Annotated in this window: 19 protein-coding genes; 9 read left to right on the forward strand and 10 right to left on the reverse strand. The window is 66.4% G+C overall.

The window, feature by feature from the left end:
- Window positions 1–107 precede the first annotated feature (107 nt).
- The 6 genes from O9344_RS02895 (at window position 108) to O9344_RS02920 (ending at window position 6,139) form a co-directional block, all read left to right on the forward strand.
- Window positions 108–1,103 (forward strand): TRAP transporter substrate-binding protein, encoded by a 996-nt coding sequence (locus tag O9344_RS02895; RefSeq protein ID WP_298472512.1) that lies wholly within the window; start codon window positions 108–110, stop codon window positions 1,101–1,103.
- Window positions 1,104–1,172: 69 nt separating this feature from the next.
- Window positions 1,173–1,673, forward strand: a complete 501-nt coding sequence (locus O9344_RS02900; protein WP_108174912.1) for a TRAP transporter small permease — start codon at window positions 1,173–1,175, stop codon at window positions 1,671–1,673.
- Window positions 1,673–2,965, forward strand: a complete 1,293-nt coding sequence (locus tag O9344_RS02905; protein WP_298472513.1) for a TRAP transporter large permease — start codon at window positions 1,673–1,675, stop codon at window positions 2,963–2,965. The genes O9344_RS02900 and O9344_RS02905 overlap by 1 nt, the downstream gene beginning before the upstream one ends.
- Window positions 2,966–2,970: 5 nt before the next feature.
- The gene (locus O9344_RS02910; protein ID WP_298472515.1) at window positions 2,971–3,768 is read left to right on the forward strand and encodes an SDR family oxidoreductase; all 798 of its coding nucleotides are present in this window, start codon (window positions 2,971–2,973) and stop codon (window positions 3,766–3,768) included.
- A gap of 93 nt (window positions 3,769–3,861) precedes the next feature.
- Window positions 3,862–4,680 (forward strand): SDR family oxidoreductase, encoded by an 819-nt coding sequence (locus O9344_RS02915; protein ID WP_298472516.1) that lies wholly within the window; start codon window positions 3,862–3,864, stop codon window positions 4,678–4,680.
- A gap of 205 nt (window positions 4,681–4,885) precedes the next feature.
- Window positions 4,886–6,139 (forward strand): aminotransferase class I/II-fold pyridoxal phosphate-dependent enzyme, encoded by a 1,254-nt coding sequence (locus O9344_RS02920; protein ID WP_298472517.1) that lies wholly within the window; start codon window positions 4,886–4,888, stop codon window positions 6,137–6,139.
- A 19-nt stretch (window positions 6,140–6,158) separates the two neighbouring features.
- On the opposite strand, the gene O9344_RS02925 is transcribed toward O9344_RS02920, so the two are convergent.
- From O9344_RS02925 to O9344_RS02940, 4 genes are read right to left on the reverse strand one after another with little or no spacing between them, the layout of a single operon-like run.
- The gene (locus tag O9344_RS02925) at window positions 6,159–6,572 is read right to left on the reverse strand and encodes a MaoC family dehydratase (protein ID WP_298472518.1); all 414 of its coding nucleotides are present in this window, start codon (window positions 6,570–6,572) and stop codon (window positions 6,159–6,161) included.
- A complete protein-coding gene (locus O9344_RS02930; protein ID WP_298472519.1) occupies window positions 6,569–6,937 on the reverse strand; it encodes a hypothetical protein in 369 nt (122 codons plus the stop codon). The genes O9344_RS02925 and O9344_RS02930 overlap by 4 nt, the downstream gene beginning before the upstream one ends.
- Window positions 6,934–8,148: a beta-ketoacyl-[acyl-carrier-protein] synthase family protein gene (locus O9344_RS02935; RefSeq protein WP_363321913.1), complete on the reverse strand. Its 1,215-nt coding sequence runs from the start codon at window positions 8,146–8,148 to the stop codon at window positions 6,934–6,936. Before O9344_RS02935 ends, O9344_RS02930 begins: the two co-directional genes overlap by 4 nt.
- Before the next feature lie 2 nt (window positions 8,149–8,150).
- Window positions 8,151–8,429, reverse strand: coding sequence for an acyl carrier protein (locus O9344_RS02940; RefSeq protein WP_298472520.1), 279 nt, complete (start codon window positions 8,427–8,429; stop codon window positions 8,151–8,153).
- Window positions 8,430–8,630: 201 nt separating this feature from the next.
- On the opposite strand from O9344_RS02940, the gene O9344_RS02945 reads away from it, so the two are divergent.
- Window positions 8,631–9,236, forward strand: a complete 606-nt coding sequence (locus tag O9344_RS02945; protein WP_298472521.1) for a DUF4833 domain-containing protein — start codon at window positions 8,631–8,633, stop codon at window positions 9,234–9,236.
- A gap of 4 nt (window positions 9,237–9,240) precedes the next feature.
- Here O9344_RS02945 and O9344_RS02950 read toward each other — a convergent pair whose 3' ends face one another.
- From O9344_RS02950 to O9344_RS02960, 3 genes are read right to left on the reverse strand one after another with little or no spacing between them, the layout of a single operon-like run.
- Window positions 9,241–10,002 (reverse strand): glycosyltransferase, encoded by a 762-nt coding sequence (locus O9344_RS02950; protein ID WP_298472522.1) that lies wholly within the window; start codon window positions 10,000–10,002, stop codon window positions 9,241–9,243.
- Window positions 10,003–10,017: 15 nt separating this feature from the next.
- Window positions 10,018–11,220 (reverse strand): LptF/LptG family permease, encoded by a 1,203-nt coding sequence (locus O9344_RS02955; RefSeq protein ID WP_298472523.1) that lies wholly within the window; start codon window positions 11,218–11,220, stop codon window positions 10,018–10,020.
- Window positions 11,217–12,434 (reverse strand): LptF/LptG family permease, encoded by a 1,218-nt coding sequence (locus O9344_RS02960; protein ID WP_298472524.1) that lies wholly within the window; start codon window positions 12,432–12,434, stop codon window positions 11,217–11,219. The genes O9344_RS02955 and O9344_RS02960 overlap by 4 nt, the downstream gene beginning before the upstream one ends.
- Window positions 12,435–12,615: 181 nt before the next feature.
- On the opposite strand from O9344_RS02960, the gene O9344_RS02965 reads away from it, so the two are divergent.
- The gene (locus tag O9344_RS02965) at window positions 12,616–13,674 is read left to right on the forward strand and encodes a dATP pyrophosphohydrolase (protein ID WP_298472525.1); all 1,059 of its coding nucleotides are present in this window, start codon (window positions 12,616–12,618) and stop codon (window positions 13,672–13,674) included.
- Window positions 13,674–14,180: a phosphatidylglycerophosphatase A gene (locus O9344_RS02970; RefSeq protein WP_298472526.1), complete on the forward strand. Its 507-nt coding sequence runs from the start codon at window positions 13,674–13,676 to the stop codon at window positions 14,178–14,180. Before O9344_RS02965 ends, O9344_RS02970 begins: the two co-directional genes overlap by 1 nt.
- Before the next feature lie 325 nt (window positions 14,181–14,505).
- On the opposite strand, the gene O9344_RS02975 is transcribed toward O9344_RS02970, so the two are convergent.
- The 3 genes from O9344_RS02975 to O9344_RS02985 form a co-directional block, all read right to left on the reverse strand.
- On the reverse strand, window positions 14,506–16,413 hold the full coding sequence (locus O9344_RS02975) for a M10 family metallopeptidase (protein WP_298472527.1): 1,908 nt from the start codon (window positions 16,411–16,413) through the stop codon (window positions 14,506–14,508).
- A gap of 217 nt (window positions 16,414–16,630) precedes the next feature.
- A complete protein-coding gene (gene lptB, locus O9344_RS02980; RefSeq protein ID WP_298472528.1) occupies window positions 16,631–17,347 on the reverse strand; it encodes an LPS export ABC transporter ATP-binding protein in 717 nt (238 codons plus the stop codon).
- A gap of 52 nt (window positions 17,348–17,399) precedes the next feature.
- The gene (locus O9344_RS02985; protein WP_298472529.1) at window positions 17,400–18,479 is read right to left on the reverse strand and encodes an inositol-3-phosphate synthase; all 1,080 of its coding nucleotides are present in this window, start codon (window positions 18,477–18,479) and stop codon (window positions 17,400–17,402) included.
- Window positions 18,480–18,550: the final 71 nt, after the last annotated feature.

An 18,550-nucleotide genomic window follows, 5' to 3' on the forward strand; every position in this document is an offset into this window, starting at 1 on the left:
GATGACCGGACAACCGGCGCCAACAGCAAGACCGGCTCAGCCGGCACCCCGAGGAAACGACCCAAACCGAGCCCGGCCCACGGGCCTCACCCCCAGAGGAGGACCCCATGACCCCCTTCGATCGTAGCCGTGCATCCCGCCGCGCCGTGCTCGGCGGTCTCGCTGCCGGCGCCGGCCTCGTTGCCATGCCCGCCGTGCTGCGCGCCCAGAGGCTCAACTGGATCGGCGCCAGTGCCGCCGCCCAGCAGGACTTCATCGGCATCTCGCTGGACTTCTACACGAAGCGGCTGAGCGAGCTGACCCGCGGGCAGATCACCGTGACCAACCACCACGCGGGCGCCCTCGGGGGTGAGCGCGAGCATATCGAGGCGGTGCAGCAGGGCGCTGTCCATGTCGCCTCGCCCGGCCAGGGCGTGCTCGCCGGCGTCTATCGCCCGGCCGAGGTCTGGACCCACCCCTATCTGTTCAAGGATGTCGCCCACAAGGACCGCATCTGGGACGCGCTGCGCGCCGAGTACCAGGAGGACGTTGCCCGCACCGCCCGCATCCGGCCGATTGCCGCGATCCCGCGCATGCCGCGGATGCTCTCCTGCAACCGCGTGGTGAAGACGCCCGCCGACATGCGCGGCCTCAAGATCCGCGTGCCGGAGACGGCCCTGTGGCGCCGCACCTTCGAGCTCTTCGGCGCCTCGCCGACGCCGCTGCCCTTCCCCGAAGTCTTCCAGGCGCTGAAGTCCGGCGTGATCGACGGCCAGGAAAACCCGATGGGCCTGACCTTCAACTCCGGCATCTTCGACGCCAACACCCACATGTCGCTGACCGAACACATGATGCAGGACAACTGCATCCTGATCTCGCAGGCCGCCTACCAGGGCCTGTCGCCCGAACTGCGCGCCGCCGTCGACCAGGCCGGCCGCGACATGGAGGCGGAGATCCGCCCGCGCGTCATCGCCGACGACGCGGATATCCTCGTCAAGGTGAAGGCCAAGAAGATCGTCGTGTCGGAGGTCGACAAGGCCGCCTTCACCCACTCCGTCCGCAACCTCATCAACGAGTTCCCGGCCGGCAAGAGGTGGGCCGACCGCATGGCGCAGATCGCCTGATCCCGACGCCCGGCGTGGCGGTATTCCCCGCCACGCCGCCCCGCCCGCCAGCATGACCGCGGACATTCCATGCCAGCCCTCATCCGCACCCTGTCCCATTGGGTCACGGAGGTCGCCAAGCTCTTCCTCGGAGCCTGGATCGCCGCCATCGTGCTGATCACGCTCGCCGCGGTCTGGTGGCGCTACGTGCTCAATTCGCCCATCGCCTGGATCGAGCAGGTCTCCAACATCCTCTTCATCTGGGTGACCTTCGTCGGCGCCGCCGTGCTCTACCGGCAGAAGCTCCATATCGGCGTCGACATGTTCATCGAGATGCTGAAGGGCCGGGCCAAGACGATCATGTTCTGGGTGATCGAGCTCCTGAACCTCTCCTTCATCGTCGTGCTCTTCATCTACGGGCTGAAGCTCTCCATCGATGTCCTGCCCAACACCTACGGCGCCCTCGATATCTCGCCGGCGGTGTTCTACTTCGCCGCGCCCGTCTCCTGCGGGATGATGATGCTCTATTTCGTGGAGAAGATCGTCGATCCCTCCAAGCGCCGTCCCGAAGGCTCGGTGGGGGATTTCTGATGGGCACCGTCCTGATCGGCGTCTTCTTCCTGCTGCTCGCGGTCTCCGTTCCGATCGGCTTCGCCATGGGCCTTGCCACCATGGTGGCCATCTGGACCCATGGCGGCCTGCCCATGTCGCTGCTCGCCCAGCGCACGCTGGTCGGCGCCGACAGCTACGCCCTGCTCGCCATCCCCTTCTTCATCCTCGCCGGCAACCTGATGAATGGCGGCGGCATCACCGAGCAGATCATCCGCCTCGCCAATGCCATGGTCGGCCGCTTCCGCGGCGGCCTGGCGCTCACCTCCGTTATGGCGGCGATGATCTTCTCCGGCCTGTCGGGATCGGCCGCGGCGGATGCCTCGGCGCTCGGCAAGGTGCTCATCCCCGCCATGAAGAAGCAGGGCTATGGCGGTGGCTTCGCCGCGGCCCTGATGGCTGCGGCTTGTGTCAACGGCCCGATCATCCCGCCCTCGATCCCGCTGGTCATCTATGGCCTCTCCGCCGGCAAGGGCGTCTCGATCATCGCCCTGTTCCTCGGCGGTATCGTCCCCGGCGTCCTGCTCGGCCTGTCGCTGATGATCGCGGCTTACGTCATCGCCGTGAAGCGCCGCTATCCGGTCTCCGAAGCCGTGCCGCTGCGCGAGATCCCGCGCCTCATCGGCCCCGCCATGTGGGCGCTGATGATGCCGGTCATCATCCTCGTGGGCGTCACCGGCGGTGTCGTCACTGTCACCGAAAGCGCGACCATCGCGGTGGTCTATGCCGCCCTCGTCGGCTTCTTCATCTACCGCGAGCTCAACTGGCGGACCATCTGGCCGATCCTCGTGCAGACCGCGCTCGACACGGCGCTGGTCATGTTCATCATCGCCCTGTCGTCGGGCTTCGGCTGGCTCCTCGCGGTCTCCGGCATCCCGCGCGCCGCGGCGGCCTGGATCGCCTCGGTCTCCACTGATCCGACGATCATCCTGATGATGATCAACGTCTTCCTGCTCATCATCGGCATCTTCATGGAGCCGCTGCCGGCGCTCTTCATCCTGATCCCCGTGCTGGTGCCGGTGGTGCAGGCGGTGGGCATCGACCTCGTCCATTTCGGCCTGGTGATGGTCTTCAATCTCTGCCTCGGCCTTATCACCCCGCCGGTCGGCATCCTCCTCTACATCTGCGCCAACTTCGCTGGCGTGAAGCTTGAGGAGGAGAGCCGCGAGCTCGGCCCCTTCCTTGCGGCAGGCCTCGTGGTGCTCGCCATCATCTCCTTCTTCCCCTCGACGGTCCTGTGGCTGCCGCGGGTCCTCGTCGGCTATACGGGATGAGCGCCATGACCTCGCAACGCCTCGCGGGCCGTGTCGCCCTTGTCTTCGGCGCCGGCTCGGTCGGCCCCGGCTGGGGCAACGGCAAGGCCTCCGCCGTCGCCTATGCCCGGGCGGGCGCCAAGGTGGTCTGTGTCGACGTCAACCGCACGGCGGCGGAAGAAACCGCCGGACTGATCGCCGGCGAGGGCGGGCAGGCCCTGGCGCTCGCCTGCGACGTCACCCGGCTCCTGGAGATCGAGGACGTGGTGGCCAGGACGGTGGCCGAATTCGGCCCGGTCGACATCCTCCACAACAATGTCGGCCACGCGAAGATGGGCGGCCCCCCGGACCTCTCGGAGGAGGACTGGCGGCGCGAGATGGACCTCAACGTCACCGGCATGTTCCTCGCCTGCAAGGTGGTGATCCCGTCGATGATCGCGCGCAGCCGCGGCGTCATCACCAATATCTCCTCAGCGGCGGGCCTGCGCTACACCGGCTATCCCTACACGAGCTACTATGCCGCCAAGGGCGCGGTGAACCAGTTCACGGTGGGCGTCGCCATGCAATACGCCCGCGACGGAATCCGCTGCAACGCCATCCTGCCCGGCCTGATGGACACGCCGCTGATCTACCAGCAGATCTCGGTGCAGTACGGCTCGCCCGACGACATGGTGAAGGCGCGCCACGAATCGGCGCCGATGGGCCGCATGGGCACCGGCTGGGACGTGGCGAACGCTGCCGTCTTCCTCGCCAGCGACGAGGCCGCCTACATCACGGCGGTCTGCCTGCCGGTGGATGGCGGGCTCACCGCCCGCTGCGCCTGAGGCCTTGCGTGGAAACACCGAGAAACCCCGTGGGCCATGACAGCGCCGGCCTGAGAGGGTAATCAGGCGTCTCCCCCACCGTGCGGAGAGCCAATGGCGGACCCCCTCGTCATCCTCGTCACCGGCGCGTCCTCCGGCATCGGACGGTCCACAGCCGACCTTCTCCATGCCCGCGGCCATCGCGTCTACGGCACCAGCCGCCGCCCGGCAGCCCATGACGCGCCCTGGTCGCTGGTGCAGCTCGACGTCACGGACGATGCCTCCGTCGCCGCCTGCATCGCCGCCATCCTCTCCGCCGAAGGCCGCATCGACGCGGTGGTCAACAATGCCGGCCTGGTCATGGCCGGCGCCGTCGAGGACACGGCGATCGACGAGGCCCGCCGCACCTTCGAGACGAACGTGATCGGTGCCATCCGCGTCGCCCGCGCCGTGCTGCCGGGGATGCGTGCCCGTGGCCGCGGCACCATCGTCAATATGGGCTCGCTTGCCGGCAAGGTCGGCATGCCCTTCCAGGGGCTCTATTCCGCCAGCAAGTTCGCCCTCGAGGGCCTGACCGAGGCGCTGCGCCAGGAGGTGGCGGGCCAGGGGATCGCGGTGTCGCTCGTCGCGCCCGGCGACACGGCAACCCCGGTGGTGGAGAATCGCGTCCGCGTCGCCGCATCCGCCGACCCTGCCTCGCCCTATGCCGCCGATTTCACCCGTGTCCTCGCCATGTACGAGAAGGATGAGCGCGCCGGCTCGCCGCCTGCCGGTGTCGCAGCCCTCGTCGCCGACATCGTCGAGGGCCGGAAGAGCGGGCCGCGTTACACGGTCGGGCCTATCGCCCAGCGCGTCATGGTGGCAGCCCGCAACGTCGTCCCCGGCGCCGTGTTCCAGTGGGGCATGTCCCTTTATTTCGGCCTCAAGAGATGATTGTCTATGAAGCTGTCGGGACTCAGCGGTCGTCCGAGGCGGAACCGGCCGTCCGCTGCCCGATCAACGACAATGCCCTTAGTCCACGCGATTCCAGGCCGATACCGTGCTCCAATTGGCGCACGGCTTGCCTGTAATAGCCAACCCAACTATAGCGTCGTGACCGCCTCTTTGACGGTCCGGTGACAAAAGGCAAAGCGGTTTCATGTCTGATAGTTCTGCGCATCCCGAGAGCGGGCCGGACACCGTCGCTGCGACCGGCCAGCTGACCGGGATCCTGCGCCGCATCGCCGATTTCGGTGCCTCCGTCGAGGGTATGTTCGGCGAGGGCGACCATCCCGCTTTCATCCAGATCGACCGCCTCGACGGCCCGGTCCATGCCGTCATCGACGGCCGCAAGACGACGCTGTTCGGCACCAACAGCTATCTCGGCCTGAATTTCGATCCGCGCTGCATCGCCGCCTCCGAGGAGGCGCTGCGCAAGTGGGGCACCGGCTCCACCGCCTCGCGCGTCGCCAGCGGCAACCAGAACGGCCATGTCGTGCTGGAGCGCACCATTGCCGACTTCTATGGACGGCCCGACGCCATCGTCTTTTCGACCGGCTTCATGGCCAATCTCGGCACGATCTGCGGCCTCGCCAGCCAGGGCGACCTGATCCTCTACGATTCCCACTCCCACGCCAGCATCATCGATGCCTGCCGGGCAAGCGGCGCCACCTTCAAGCCCTTCCGCCACAATGATCCGGCCGATCTCGACCGGCTCCTCGCCGAGGCGACGGTTCCCGCCTCGCGCATCCTGGTGGTGATGGAGGGGCTCTATTCCGTCTGGGGCGATGTCGGCGCGGTCAAGGATCTCGCCACCGTCGCCAAGCGCCATGGCGCGCTGGTTCTGGTCGACGAGGCCCACGGCATGGGCCTCTACGGCGAGGGCGGCCGCGGCGTCACCGAGGCGCAGGGCGCCGACCACCTGGTTGACGTCATCGTCGGCACCTTCTCCAAGTCCGTGGGCGTCATCGGCGGTTTCTGCGTCACCTCGCATCCCGCCCTGCGGTCGCTGCGCTTCCTCGCCCGAGCCTATCTCTACACTGCTTCGCTGCCGCCGGCCGTCGTCGCCTCCGCCCGCACTGCCATCGGCATCATCAGGACCGACACGGCCCTGCGCGCGGAGCTCTGGCGCAAGGCCGAGCGATTCTGCCGCTCGGTCCAGGCCCTTGGCTACCAACTCTGCGCTGAGCCCGGCCCCGTCGGCTCCATCCGCATGCGCGGCAAGGCCCAGGGCCTCGACATGTGGCGCTCGCTGCTTGGCCGCGGCATCTATGTGAACCTGCTCATCCCGCCGGCGACGCCTGGCGGCAAGGTGCTGCTGCGCTTCTCGGTGTCGGCCGCCCATACGGACGAGGACATCGACACGTTCCTCGCCGTGCTCTCCGACCTGACCAAAGTCGCGCAGACCGCCTGAGGCCGACCGGGCCCTGCCGTCAGAGCCCGACGACCGCCTCGGCGAGCGCAACGGCCTTGCCGCCGCCATCCCTGACGAAAATGCGCAGCGTCGCGCGCGGGCGCCCCGCCTCCATGTAGGCGCGCACCACCCGCGCGGCGATGGTCACCGGCGAGCCCACCGCCACGGGCAGGGCGAAACGCGTCGACAGCTTGCAGGTCGTGCCCTCCGGCAGCCAATCCGCCAGCGCCGTGTCGACCAGCCCCATGAGCAACATGCCCTGAACGATCGGGCCCTCGAGGCCGATGGAGCGGGCCGCCGCCGCGTCCACATGGATCGGATTGTCGTCGCCGGAGGCCGCCGCATAGGCACGCACGCGGTCCATGGCGATGCCGGGGAACACGCGATCGGGATAGGTCGTGCCGAAAGGGGCGGGATGGGGCGCCGTGCTCATGGCATCAGCCTCAGCACCGCATGCATCCGCCCGACCGTTGCTCCGCCGTCGCGGATCTCGGCCTCGACGGTGACGTGGATCGCGTCGGTGCGGGTGGCGGTGACAGCAAGGTCCAGCGGCCGGCCGATGGGCAGCGGCGCCGCCATCTCGATGGTCTGGAGCTCATGGACGGGCAGCGCGCCCGGCCTGTCGGCGGCAAGCGCCGCAACCACCGCCACGATCTCCGGCCGGGTCAGCCAGCGGATCGGATAGGTGGTCGGTACCCGGCTCGCCGGTGTGTCGAGGCTCGCCGCGAAGGCCGCGACCGAGGCAGCATCGGCCTCCACAACCAGGGTCAGGTCGCGGGCCGCGCCGATGAGGCTCACGTCGCCCGGCCGAGCGCGATGGAGGCGTTGATGCCGCCGAAGGCGAAGGAATTGGTCAGCGCCACGTCGAAGGCCTGCCGGCGGCCGACATTGGGCACGCAATCGATGGGGCAGGCCGGGTCGGGCTCGAGGAAGTTGATGGTCGCCGGCACGAAGCCCTCCTCCAGCGCCCGCACCGTCACCACTGCCTCGATCGCGCCGGCGGCGCCGAGCGTGTGGCCATGGATCGGCTTGGTGGAGCTGACCGGCAGCGATGCGAGGTGGTCGCCGAAGATGCGGCCGAGCGCCTCGCTCTCGGTGGAATCGTTGAGGATCGTCGCCGTGCCATGGGCATTCACATAGCCGATGTCGGTGGGGGCGAGACCGCCATCGGCGAGCGCCAGCGCCATGGCCTGGGTGATGCCGTCGACGTCCGGCTTCAGCATGTCGCGGGCATCCGAAGTCGTGCCGTAGCCGAGCACCCTCGCGCGGACTTTGGCGCCACGGGCCTTCGCCACCTCTTCCGCCTCGATCACCAGCGCCGCCGAGCCCTCGCCAAGCAGCAGGCCGTTGCGCCCGCGCGAGAAGGGCCGGCAGAGCTGCGGCGACAACACCCGCAGCATCTCCCAGGCCTTCATGCCGCCGGGGGTGATGATGGCTTCGGTGCCGACGACGATGACCCGGTCGGTCATGCCCGCCCGCACCATATGGAAGCCGATGCCAAGGGCCTGGGCCGAGGACGAGCAGGCGCTCGACACGATGAAGGTGGTTCCGGTACAGCCGAAGTCGATGCCGACATTGGACGCCGAGGCGCTGATCATGGCGCGTGGCACGGTCAGCGGGTCCGGCCGCTTCTGGGACAGCGTCATGTTGCGCGACGCCTCCTCGATCGTGCCGAGGCTGGCAATGCCTGTGCCGACGATGACCGAGGTCCCTCCACCGAGCGGCAGGCTGTCGGCCAGCCCCGCATCGGTCACGGCCTCGCGGGCGGCGATGAGCGCCATCATCGTCACCCGGTCGAAGAAGCTGGTCCTCTGGCCGGGGAAATGGCGCTCCAGGTCGAAGTCCTGCACCTGCGCGGCGATGCGCAGGTTATTGCCGAATTCGTAGTCGAGGACGATCTGCTTGACGCCGGACACGCCTTGGGAAGCGGCCTGCCACAGGGCTTCGACGCCTGTCCCGGCCGTGGTGAGCGCACCGAGACCGGTGACGACGACGCGACGATTGCTCACGATCAGCTCTGTTTGGACTTCTGGATGTGGTCCTTCAGCACCGCGATGAGGCCGCCGACGTCCTTCACCTGGGCGAGGCTCTCGTCCATGGGCACATAGACCTCGAACTTCTCCTCGATGGCCGCCAGGATCATCATGTAGTCGACGCTGGCGATGTTCAGCGATTCAAGCGTCGTCTCCGGCGTGACGCCGTTCAGGTCGACCATGCCCTCCTTGGCGATGACCTCGACGAGGTCGCGCGTCAGCTGGTCGTCGCCGAAAGCGGAAGCGGTGTCGGTCATTGCATAACCTTCTTGTGTCTTCGCGATGCCGGGCGGGCCACCCCGCACCGCCGTGGGGCCGTAAGGACCTGGAAGGCGGATGCGACCTGCGGCGCGCGACCGCCTTCCTAACCTCTTCCGGCCGTCCTATCTAGCACTCTGTTGCCTTGCTGTGGCCTCAAAAGCCGGGCTTGGCTGAGCAGTTGGTTGCAAGGGTGAGGCATGACACTAACGCGCCGAGGCATCATCGCGACCGCACTGGTCGCGCCCGCCGCGCCCGCCGCGGCCCAGGACCAGCTGCCGCCGATCTCCATTCGGCAATCCGAGATCACCGTGTCGCGGTCGCTGATCGTCGCTCGGCCGGACCTGCCAGTGCCGAACGACAGCGGCATGCTCTTCTACGTCCAGCAGGCCATCGACAAGAACATCCTCGTCTATGCCGCCCGCCAGAAGCCCGATGGCGGCCTCGATGCGTCCAGGCCGGTGGAGGTCTTCTGGCGCCGCTACAATGACGATGACGGGCGCCGGCGCGAGATTTCCTTCTTCGAGCGCGTCTTCGCCTTCGGCATCAGCGCCGAGCCGGTCGCGGAAGGGCGCTTCTCCACCCGCATCGCCGGCTATCGCCAGCGCGACGCGGTCGTCGACCTTGGTCCGGACGGCAAGCCGCGCGCCCTGCTCAAGGCCGGTCCGCGCACCATCCGCGTCGTCTATGCCTATGCCATGGCGGAGCGCGGGCGCTTCATCCCCAAGGTCCACTACATCGACATCCACGGTTACGATGTCGCGACCAACGAGGCGGTGCGCGAGCGCGTCCGCCTCGACATGTGAGCGCTCAGCCGCCCCAGCCGAAATCGTGGTGGAGGCTGCGCGGGAAGGGGTTCGGCAGCCGGTTGCGCTCGATGATCTGCCTCCTGAGCGAGGGCCTTGCTCGCTTGGGTTTCCACGCCCCATCAAAATGGTGGAAGAAGTGTATATTCTGCGAAACAAGCGGCCTTCGTAGATAAATGCTTGGTGCAACCCAATAGATTTGCTCAAGGACATCAACGTCAGGGTGCTTTAGTTCATAGAAAAGCCGGGTCAATGCCCTTGGGCCAGTTGTGTCTTCGACATGGTCTGTGTGAGTGATTTGTCGCGCGCTGACGTTCTCGACCATTCTGTCGATGAATGCCTTCACAAACGGATGGCGTGGTGGTGCGCCGAACATACAAGTTGCTATCTGAAAGGGTAGTTCATAGCCGAGTTCGCGCTGTCGCTGCAGCATGACCTTGGTTTCGATGGTCAAGAGCGCGCGCTCCGTGGTCGCAAATATGTCTATGGGTTTGAGACATTCCATATCGAGATCAGCATAAAAGCCACCCTCCACATAGACCGCGACCATGCTCCAGAAATCAGTTTCTGCCACACCAAACATAAGTTTGTCGAATGTCGGCATCAATTCCGGCATGTGCATGTCGATGTATTCACGGCGCATTCGTGAGTCGTATAGGCGGACGTCATAGGTAGGATTCACGGAAATAATGGATTGCCTAAACGGTACGAGATGAGCGGGAATATCCAGTGTTTCCCATGATTGGTGGATAATCTTCGGGATCATGATACGGTGGTCCACCTAGAATGATTGTTTGATGTGGTCATTGCCGAACATAGATAGCCGCCAGAACAGGGCGGCGGCCGCGGCGATCATGGCAAGCGGCATCAACCACGCCGCCACCAGCGGATGCAACTGGCCATACTCGCCGAGCCAGACGACCACGTTGTTGCTCACATAGAGGAAATAGCCGGACAGGCCGACGAGGATCATCGGCGCGAAGGCGGTGCGCTGGGCGACGAAGGTCGTGGCCAGCGCCGAGGCGATCAGCATCATGGCGAGCGGCAGGATGGCCTGGGCGATGCGCACGTGCCACCAGGAGCGGTAGGAGGGCTCACTGCGCGGCGATCGCTCGGTGAGCGCGGCGAGCGTTCCCTGCGGCAGGTAGCGCGCGTCGATGCCGAGATTGGCGAGGTAGAGCGGGTCCAGCGGTATCTGCACCGGCTCCTCGGCGAAGCGCCGGCCGGTTCCCGTGCCGGTGGCCGTGGCCGGGCTGTCCGGCGGCGGCGCGCTCCAGCGGCTGCCGTCCCGGAAGATCCAGGTGCCGGCTTCGCGGCCGGGTGATGCCGAACTCGCGGCGATCCTGCCCGTCATGCGGCCGCCCTCCGAGAGTTCGAAGACCTGCACATCGACGAGGCGGGCGTTGCGAAAGTCGATTCGCGCCTGGACGAGGTGCGAGGGCAGGATGATCCAGCGCCGCTCGTCCTTCAGCCGGCGGTCAAAGCGCTCCCCATAGCTGCCGAGGTTCTGCTGGATCTGCAGCGCCACCGCAGTGGGCCGCAACACCATCAGCGATGTCACCTGCAAGGCCCCGAAGGCGCAGCCGAGCACCAGGATGGGCATCAGCGACTGCAGCGGCGAACGGCCGCCATTGGCGATGACGATGCGCTCGCGCGACTGGGTCAGGGTGATTTCCGACCAGTACAGGCCCATGAAGCAGCCGAGCGGCAGCAGGTTCCCGAGCACGTCGCAGGTCCGCAGCAGCAGGTACCACAGCATGTGCAGCGTCACGCCGAGCGGTCCGACCTGGCCGGCCTGCGAGGCGATGCGCTCGGCGCGCGGCGCGAGGTCGAGGGTCAGCGCCATCACCAGCAGCGCCGCCATGACGGTGCCGACATGGCTCGCATGGGCGACCGTAAGGATGCGGGTATAGGTGCCGAAGGGCACCAGGCCGAAATGGCGGTCCCGCCCGGTCGGGCGCGGCGAGGTGAGGAAATCCGTCACGACCGGCCAAGCCCCGGTCGCGCCACGGCGGAGGAGCGCAGCGCCACGGCGAGGATCAGGCCCGCGCCGATGGCGACCCCGCCGCCGATCACCAGCGCCAGCACCGGCCACAGGCCCGCCGACAGCACGCCCGCGAGGACAGATGTGCCGGCGATCTCCGTCGCCATCAGCCCCGCGCAGGCGATGGGCAGCACGAAGGCCTGGTTGGCCCGCGTTGTGAAGGACAGGGCGAGCAGCGCGATCAGCGGCGCCAGCAGGCAGAGCAGGCTGCGGCCGATGCGCTTGGCGAGTTCGAGCCGCTCGCCGGTGCGCTCCATCGCCCCGACCGCCAGTTCGGGCAGGGTGAGTTCGGCGATGTTGCGGCCGCGCGGGTCGAAGGGAACGATGTCGTCGAGGATGAGGCTTTGCTGGGTGGAGGACCCGCGCAGCGAGGAGACCGGCGCGACCGGCACCCGCGCCCCGCTCGTCGTGGCGCCCCCCGGAGGCGGGGCGGGGAAGTCATCCACCGCGAAATCGTAGAGGTGCAGCGCCACCCGGCCGTTGAGATCGGGGCCGATGAGCCGCGTGCCGTTGGCCACCACCACGCGCTCGGTGCCGTCGGGATTTGGCTGGCGCACGAAGAGCCGCGGCGTCGGCACGCCGTCCGAGCGCGGCGCCACCACCACCGTGCCGACCCGCGTCTCGAACAGCCGGTTGGCGGTGACGGTCCCGCCGGTGAGCGAATGGTACTGCGCCGAGAACATCACGAGGCGGAAGGCGTAGCGCGACAGCGGGTCGAGAATTCCGCCGACGAGGAGGGCGGCGATCTGCGCCACGAGGCCGATGCGGATGACCAGGCGGATGAGGCCGTGCGGCGGGATGCCAAGGCTCGACAGCATCAGGAATTCCCGGTCCTCGCGCAGCCCTAGCGACACGCGATAGACCGCAATGAGGATGGCGGTCGGCAAGGCCAGCTCGAAGACCTGGGGCAGCATCGCCGCCATCATCGCCAGCGTCTGGCCGAGCGAGGCGCGGATCTTCAGCACCTCTTCCAGCAGGCCGGAAATGAGCTGCTCGGCGACGAAGATGCTCTCGATGAGCAGCAGCACCAGCGCCACCTGCAGGGCGACGTCGCGACGGATCCGCCGCGCCTGCTGGCTCGGGAAACGGCGGCTGCGGCTGCCGAGGTCGAGATGCGAGGCGAGCCGGCGGCGGAGGGCCCAGACCGTGTTCACACGTAAGGTCCCCGGCTGGCCTGACGGGGGGCGTCCGTGTAGAGAACGGGACCGACGCGCAGGCTGAGAGGCGGTAGGCTCGGGCGCCCTGAAGGGACGAATTCGATTGCAGATCGCTGAAGCAAGGTCACGGCGGGATTTTAGACGTTTCATCCGCATCCCGCGAGAACTCTATGCGGGCATGCCCGGATTTCAGCCGCCGCTCGATTTCGAGCGGGCGCAGCTGCTGGATCCCCGCTACGCGCCCTTTTTCACCCATGGCGAGGCGGCCTTCTTCATCGCCTCGGACGAGGCCGGCCAGCCGCTGGGACGCATCTCCGCCCAGTTTGACCGGCTGACCCCGCCGGACCGCGCCCATATCGGCCATTTCGGCTGCCTCGACGCCGTCGATGATCCGGCCGTCGTCGCGGCCCTCATCGGCGCCGCCCGCGCCTGGCATGCCGCCCGCGGACGGCATCGGCTGGAGGGCCCCTTCAGTTTCTCCATCAACGAGGAGGTGGGGACCCAGATCGAGGGCCAGGCCCATGGCGAAATGGTTCTGATGCCCTGGCACCCGCCCTATCTCGGCGCCCTGGTCGAGGCGGCGGGGCTCGTCCCGGTGAAGGATTTCCTCGCCTATGCGGTCTCCGCCGAGATCGCCTCGCAATGGACCGGCACGCGCGTCGCCCGGCTCGCCAACCAGAGCCGCGTCACCGTGCGCCACCTCGACATGAAGAACCTCGACCGCGAGGCGGTCATCATGACCGACCTGTTCAACGCCTCGTGGAAGGACAATTGGGGCTTCATCCCCATCGCCTCCGCCGAGCTCGCGGCGCTGCTGAAGATCATCTGGCCGATCCTGAAACCCACCTATGCCGCCTTCCTGGAGGTGGAGGGCAAGCCGGCGGCCTTCACCTTCGCCATGCCCAATGCTTTGGAACTGGTGCGCGGCTTCGGCGGCAAGCTCCTGCCGTTCAACTGGGCGCGGCTGCTCTGGCGTATCGTCACCCATGACTTCAGCTCGGGCCGCGTCACCTTGCTCGGGGTGCGGGCGGACCTGCGCGACACGCTGCTCGGCGCCAGCCTGCCCATCGTCGCCATCGCCAGCCTGATCGCCGCCAATCCGATCCGCGGCGACATCGAGATGAGCTGGATTCTCGACGACAACACCCGCATGCGCCGCATCATCGAAAGCGCCGGCGGCACCATCTCCAAGCGCTATCGCGTCTTCGCGGATCCAGTCCCTGTGGAGACGGCCTGATGGCGGCGGGCGAGGACAAGGACGGTGTCGCCGTCGACGGCGCCTTCATGGTCAGGCATCCGGCGAGCCTCGTCGCCCTCGTGGGCGGTGCCGGCCTGGCGCCGGTTGCGCCCGGAACCTTCGGCGCCCTGGTCGGCCTGCCGCTTGGCCTCGCGCTGGACCAGCTGCCGCTGCCGGTGGCGCTCGCCCTCATTGCCGCCGGCTTCGTCCTCGGCATCTGGGCCTGCGGTCTCACGGCGCATCGGGCGGGCGTCCATGACCACGGCGCCATCGTCTATGACGAGACCTGGGCCATGGCAGCGGTGGTGGTGCTGACCCCGGCAGGCTGGCCGGTGCTGCTCGCCGGCTTCGTCGCCTTCCGGTTCTTCGACATCGTCAAGCCCTGGCCCATCGGCCTCATCGACCGGAAGGTGGCAGGCGGGCTCGGCATCATGCTGGATGACGCGGTCGCGGCAATCTACGCGGCGGCGCTGGTGACCGGCGTGGTGGTGCTGGGCGGGTTCTGACGCGGCGTCACGCGCCGACGATGACCCGCATCGCCAGAAGGCCGCAGGCGAGCGCTACGGCCACGCCAAGTCCATCGAAGAGTTGCATCACGCGGGACCTCGTTCAGGGTCGAAACGTAAAGCAACATCATTAACGAAGCTTGTCGCAATCAGGGCGCAACTGTTGCGCGGGCGTGGTGAGCGAACTCGAGACGAGTGGAAAGCTGCCAAGCGGATGCGAATAGCTCATATCTGATGGCGTCATGAACAATCGGTGGTCAGATTCCGGTACCCGACTTTGGCACCCCGATTGTTCGAATTTCCGACGCGACAGGTTTTGCCCTTCTCACACAAACAGGAAGTCTGATGCTAACCACTGGTTGATGGCGACGTTTTTGACCACCAGAACGTTTCCAGGCGACAGCGTGATGTTTGTAGACACGCCATCAGCGTTGGTGGTCATCGCAGCCTGAACGCTGGCGAAACTGCCAAAGACCGATGTTGAGAATCTGATGACATCGGCGACCGTCGCTCCCGCTCCCTCGAAGTCCATGATGACATCATTCCCGGAGGCTGACGCGGCGAAGATGAATGTGTCATTTCCGGTTCCGCCGGTCATCGTATCGTTGCCCACTCCACCGAACAGGAAGTCATTCCCGACATCGCCAAACAGCGTGTCGTTGCCGAGTTGACCATTCAGCTCATCGGCTCCGTTTCCGCCGCGCAACAGATCATCGCCTTGCCTACCGAGCAGAATGTCGTTCCCGTCATTGCCCTGCAGTTCGTTGGCTCCGCCATCGCCTTCAAGCGTATCGTTGCCACTGCCGCCGGTCAGGTTCTCGATCGAAACATAGGTGTCCCCCAGCGCAGCCCCGGTGTTTGTCCCGGGTGCGAACAACGAAGCCGTCAACCCCGTCGTCTGCTCCGCATAACTGGCAGTGTCCGCATTGGCCCCCCCGTCCAAAACGTCTGCCTGCTGGCCGCCAGAGAGGACATCGTCTCCCGTGCCACCATAGAGCGTATCATTCCCGAGATTGCCGGAGAGGGTGTCGCTACCCTCGTTCCCGTAGATCACGTCGTTGCCCTGCCGGCCTGAAATGGTGTCATTGCCTGAGCCACCGCGCAGATCATTCGCCGCCGCGTTGCCGGTGATCGTGTCGTTGCCGCTGCCACCGATGGCATTCTCGATGAGCGAGCGGACATCGCCATTGTACTGCAGCGCGTTGAACAGGTTGCCGGTCGCGGTGCGGTTCGTTGATGTCTCGACGATGGCGAGCTGCGATGTCGACAAGGTAGATTTGCCACCGGGAGAGAGATCGACAACGAGGTTGGTCGTATAGTTCGAGAAGTCATATGTATCGATGCCGCCACCGTCCCAGATGGTGCGATAGATGCGGTTCGCGTTGGGTACGTCACCACCGACGCCGTCGATGAACATCTGTCCGGTCGTCGTCGAGAAGCTATAGACCGTGTTACCGCTGTTGGTGTTGAAGTTGGCCCCGTACATCGCCTGCAGCGCAGCGATGTCGTACATCATCAGGGACTGCGCCCTGCCGGCGGTCTCGCCAACAACACCAGAGGTCGCCGATCCCTCGTAGCGACGATATGTCATGAGGGAATAGTCCTCGAAGTCCAGACCAGTCGGCATAGCCGTGGCACCGGGCCCTCCTGCCTCGTGACCATGCTTGAGGCCTACAGCGTGGCCAAGTTCATGCAGGACCAGCCTGTAGGTGCCGCGCCCGAGCAGGGCGGTGTCGCCGACATCGCTCGTTGAACTCGAGAACCAGATATCTCCCGCGCGCAGTGATGAACCAGGATAGTAGCCGTAGCCGTTGAACCCGGTGCCGCTGCCTGTTCCCAGTCCACTCGTCCGTCCAACGCTGATGTCGGAGGCATCAGATGAGCCGACCTGCGTGAAGGCCAGGCCGCTCACAGCCGAGAACTCGCCGAGCGCCTTGGTCACCATGGCCTGGAAGCTGGCAGACACCGCAACAAAGCCGCTGATGAAGTCGGCATAGCCCCCATAGGTCGAGAAGGTCCCATAATAGGAGGAAAGCGTTGGAAAGTTATAGGTGATCGGCGTGCCGTTCCACTTCACACCAGACAACAGGCCATCGATGCCGAGGTTGCCGGTCGCACCTTGGCTCGTACCCCCTGCTTCCACAGGGTCTGCGCTAAAGCCTGCTCCGAGCCCGTCATGAAGGAAACTGGAGCGGGTGATGGTGCTTACTGAAGAAGAGCAAGCGATGCACATGTCTCTATCCTTGCGGCTCTCTCTGCTCGTTACGCTGGCATTACGGGGAAGTGAATGCAACGTTAATTGTTGAACGTTACGTCAGGATAAATCCGCAGCGGCAGGCGTAGCTCATTGTCTGGAATGACTTGATGTAGCGAGTTCTTTCCGGTTTGCCGGCAAACCGCCGGTTGCAGATCCGCACGAACCCGGGGGAGGGGGCGCCACGCCCGCAGGCCTAGAGCACGAAATCAGTGCCGAGATACACCGCCCGCACCCGCGGGTCGGCCACGATGCGCTCCACCGCGCCCGAGGCGAGGATCAGCCCGCCATCGAGGATATAGGCGCGATCGACGAGGCTCAGCGTCTCGCGCACATTGTGGTCGGTGATGAGCACGCCGATGCCGCGTCCCGCGAGCTTGCGCACCAGCAGGCGAACCTCGGTCACGGCGATGGGATCGACGCCGGCGAAGGGCTCGTCCAGCAGGATGAAGGAGGGATCGCTCGCCAGGGTGCGGGCGATTTCGAGCCGCCGCCGCTCGCCGCCCGACAGCGCCCCGGCCTTGGAGCGGCGCACATGGGTGATGCCGAATTCCTCGAGCAACTCGTCGACGCGCTCTTTAAGCGCCCGCCGCTCCGCGATGACCGATTCCAGCACGATGAGGATGTTCTCCTCCACCGAGGCGCCGCGGAAGATCGACGCCTCCTGCGGCAGGTAGCCGAGCCCCAGCCGCGCGCGCATGAACAGCGGCAGCCGCGTGATGTTCTTGTCGTCCAGCATGACGACGCCGGAATCGGGCACCTGCATGCCCGCGATCATCGAGAAGGTGGTGGTCTTGCCGGCGCCGTTCGGGCCGAGCAGGCCGACGACCTCGCCGCGCCGCAGCGCGAGATCGACGCCGCGCACCGTCGGGCGTCCCATATGCGCCTTGGCGAGGCGGCGGGCGATCAGCATGGGCCCGGTGTCCCGGTCTCCGGTTGGGCCGGGGCTGAACCGCCGGGGGCGATCAGCCGCGCCCTTCGATGAAGGCGATGGTCCGGTCGCGCGCTTCCAGGTCGGTGTACTGCTGGGGCGGCGACTTCATGAAATAGCTGGACGGCCCGCCGATGGGCCCACCGATCTTGCGGTCGAGGGCGAGACGGCAGCAGCGCACGGCATCGATCACCACGCCAGCGGAATTGGGGCTGTCCCAGACCTCGAGCTTCAGCTCCATGTTCAGCGGAACGCCGCCGAAGCCGGTGCCCTCGAGGCGGATATAGGCCATCTTGCGGTCGTCCAGGAACGGCACGAAGTCGCTCGGCCCGATATGGATGTTCTCGGCGGCGATCGGCACGTCGATCTGGCTGGAGACGGCCTGGGTCTTCGACTTCTTCTTCGACGACAGGCGCTCGCGCTCCAGCATGTTGAGGAAGTCGGTATTGCCGCCGAAATTGAGCTGGTAGGTCCGCTCGATCTTGACGCCGCGGTCCTCGTAGAGACGGGCGAGCACGCGATGGACGATGGTGGCGCCGACCTGGCTCTTGATGTCGTCGCCGACGATGGGCAGGCCCTTCTCGGTGAAGCGCTTCGCCCAGTCGGGGTTGGAGGCGATGAAGACGGGCACGCAGTTGATGAAGCCGCAGCCGGCCTCGAGCGCGCGCTCGGCATAGAACTCGCAGGCCTTCTGCGAACCGACCGGCAGGTAGCAGATGATGACCTCGGCGCGGGCCGCCTTCAGCACGGCGGTGACGTCGGCCGGCGCGTCCTTCGATTCGGTGACGACGCCGACGAGATGCTTGCCGATGCCGTCGAGGGTCGGGCCGCGCTGCACGGTCACGCCGGTCGGCGGTACCTTGGCGAACTGGATCGTATTGTTCGGCTTCGCCAGGATCGCATCGGCCACGTCCTGGCCGACCTTGCGGCTGTCGATGTCGAAGGCGGCGACGATCTCGACGTCGCGGATATGGTAGGGACCGACCTCGACATTCATGAGGCCCGGGATCGATTCACCCGGCTTGGCGTCCTTGTAATAATGCAGACCCTGGACGAAGGACGCGGCGCAATTGCCGACACCGACGATGGCAACACGAATGGCAGACCGTGACACGAAACATCTCCAGGCGCTGTGGCCGAATGTCGCCGGCTGCGCGGCGCCCCTTATACTTCATTGTTTCGTCA

The organism is Phreatobacter sp. (assembly GCF_027532945.1).
Taxonomy (GTDB): Bacteria; Pseudomonadota; Alphaproteobacteria; order Rhizobiales; family Phreatobacteraceae; genus Phreatobacter.

Bases quoted from the DNA above. Each gene is read 5' to 3' on its own strand.
- O9344_RS02895 (WP_298472512.1), top strand. From the start codon at position 108: ATGACCCCCTTCGATCGTAGCCGTGCATCCCGCCGCGCCGTGCTCGGC.
- O9344_RS02900 (WP_108174912.1), top strand. From the start codon at position 1,173: ATGCCAGCCCTCATCCGCACCCTGTCCCATTGGGTCACGGAGGTCGCC.
- O9344_RS02905 (WP_298472513.1), top strand. From the start codon at position 1,673: ATGGGCACCGTCCTGATCGGCGTCTTCTTCCTGCTGCTCGCGGTCTCC.
- O9344_RS02910 (WP_298472515.1), top strand. From the start codon at position 2,971: ATGACCTCGCAACGCCTCGCGGGCCGTGTCGCCCTTGTCTTCGGCGCC.
- O9344_RS02915 (WP_298472516.1), top strand. From the start codon at position 3,862: ATGGCGGACCCCCTCGTCATCCTCGTCACCGGCGCGTCCTCCGGCATC.
- O9344_RS02920 (WP_298472517.1), top strand. From the start codon at position 4,886: ATGTCTGATAGTTCTGCGCATCCCGAGAGCGGGCCGGACACCGTCGCT.
- O9344_RS02925 (WP_298472518.1), bottom strand. From the start codon at position 6,572: ATGAGCACGGCGCCCCATCCCGCCCCTTTCGGCACGACCTATCCCGAT.
- O9344_RS02940 (WP_298472520.1), bottom strand. From the start codon at position 8,429: ATGACCGACACCGCTTCCGCTTTCGGCGACGACCAGCTGACGCGCGAC.
- O9344_RS02945 (WP_298472521.1), top strand. From the start codon at position 8,631: ATGACACTAACGCGCCGAGGCATCATCGCGACCGCACTGGTCGCGCCC.
- O9344_RS02950 (WP_298472522.1), bottom strand. From the start codon at position 10,002: ATGATCCCGAAGATTATCCACCAATCATGGGAAACACTGGATATTCCC.
- O9344_RS02965 (WP_298472525.1), top strand. From the start codon at position 12,616: ATGCCCGGATTTCAGCCGCCGCTCGATTTCGAGCGGGCGCAGCTGCTG.
- O9344_RS02970 (WP_298472526.1), top strand. From the start codon at position 13,674: ATGGCGGCGGGCGAGGACAAGGACGGTGTCGCCGTCGACGGCGCCTTC.
- O9344_RS02975 (WP_298472527.1), bottom strand. From the start codon at position 16,413: ATGTGCATCGCTTGCTCTTCTTCAGTAAGCACCATCACCCGCTCCAGT.
- lptB (WP_298472528.1), bottom strand. From the start codon at position 17,347: ATGCTGATCGCCCGCCGCCTCGCCAAGGCGCATATGGGACGCCCGACG.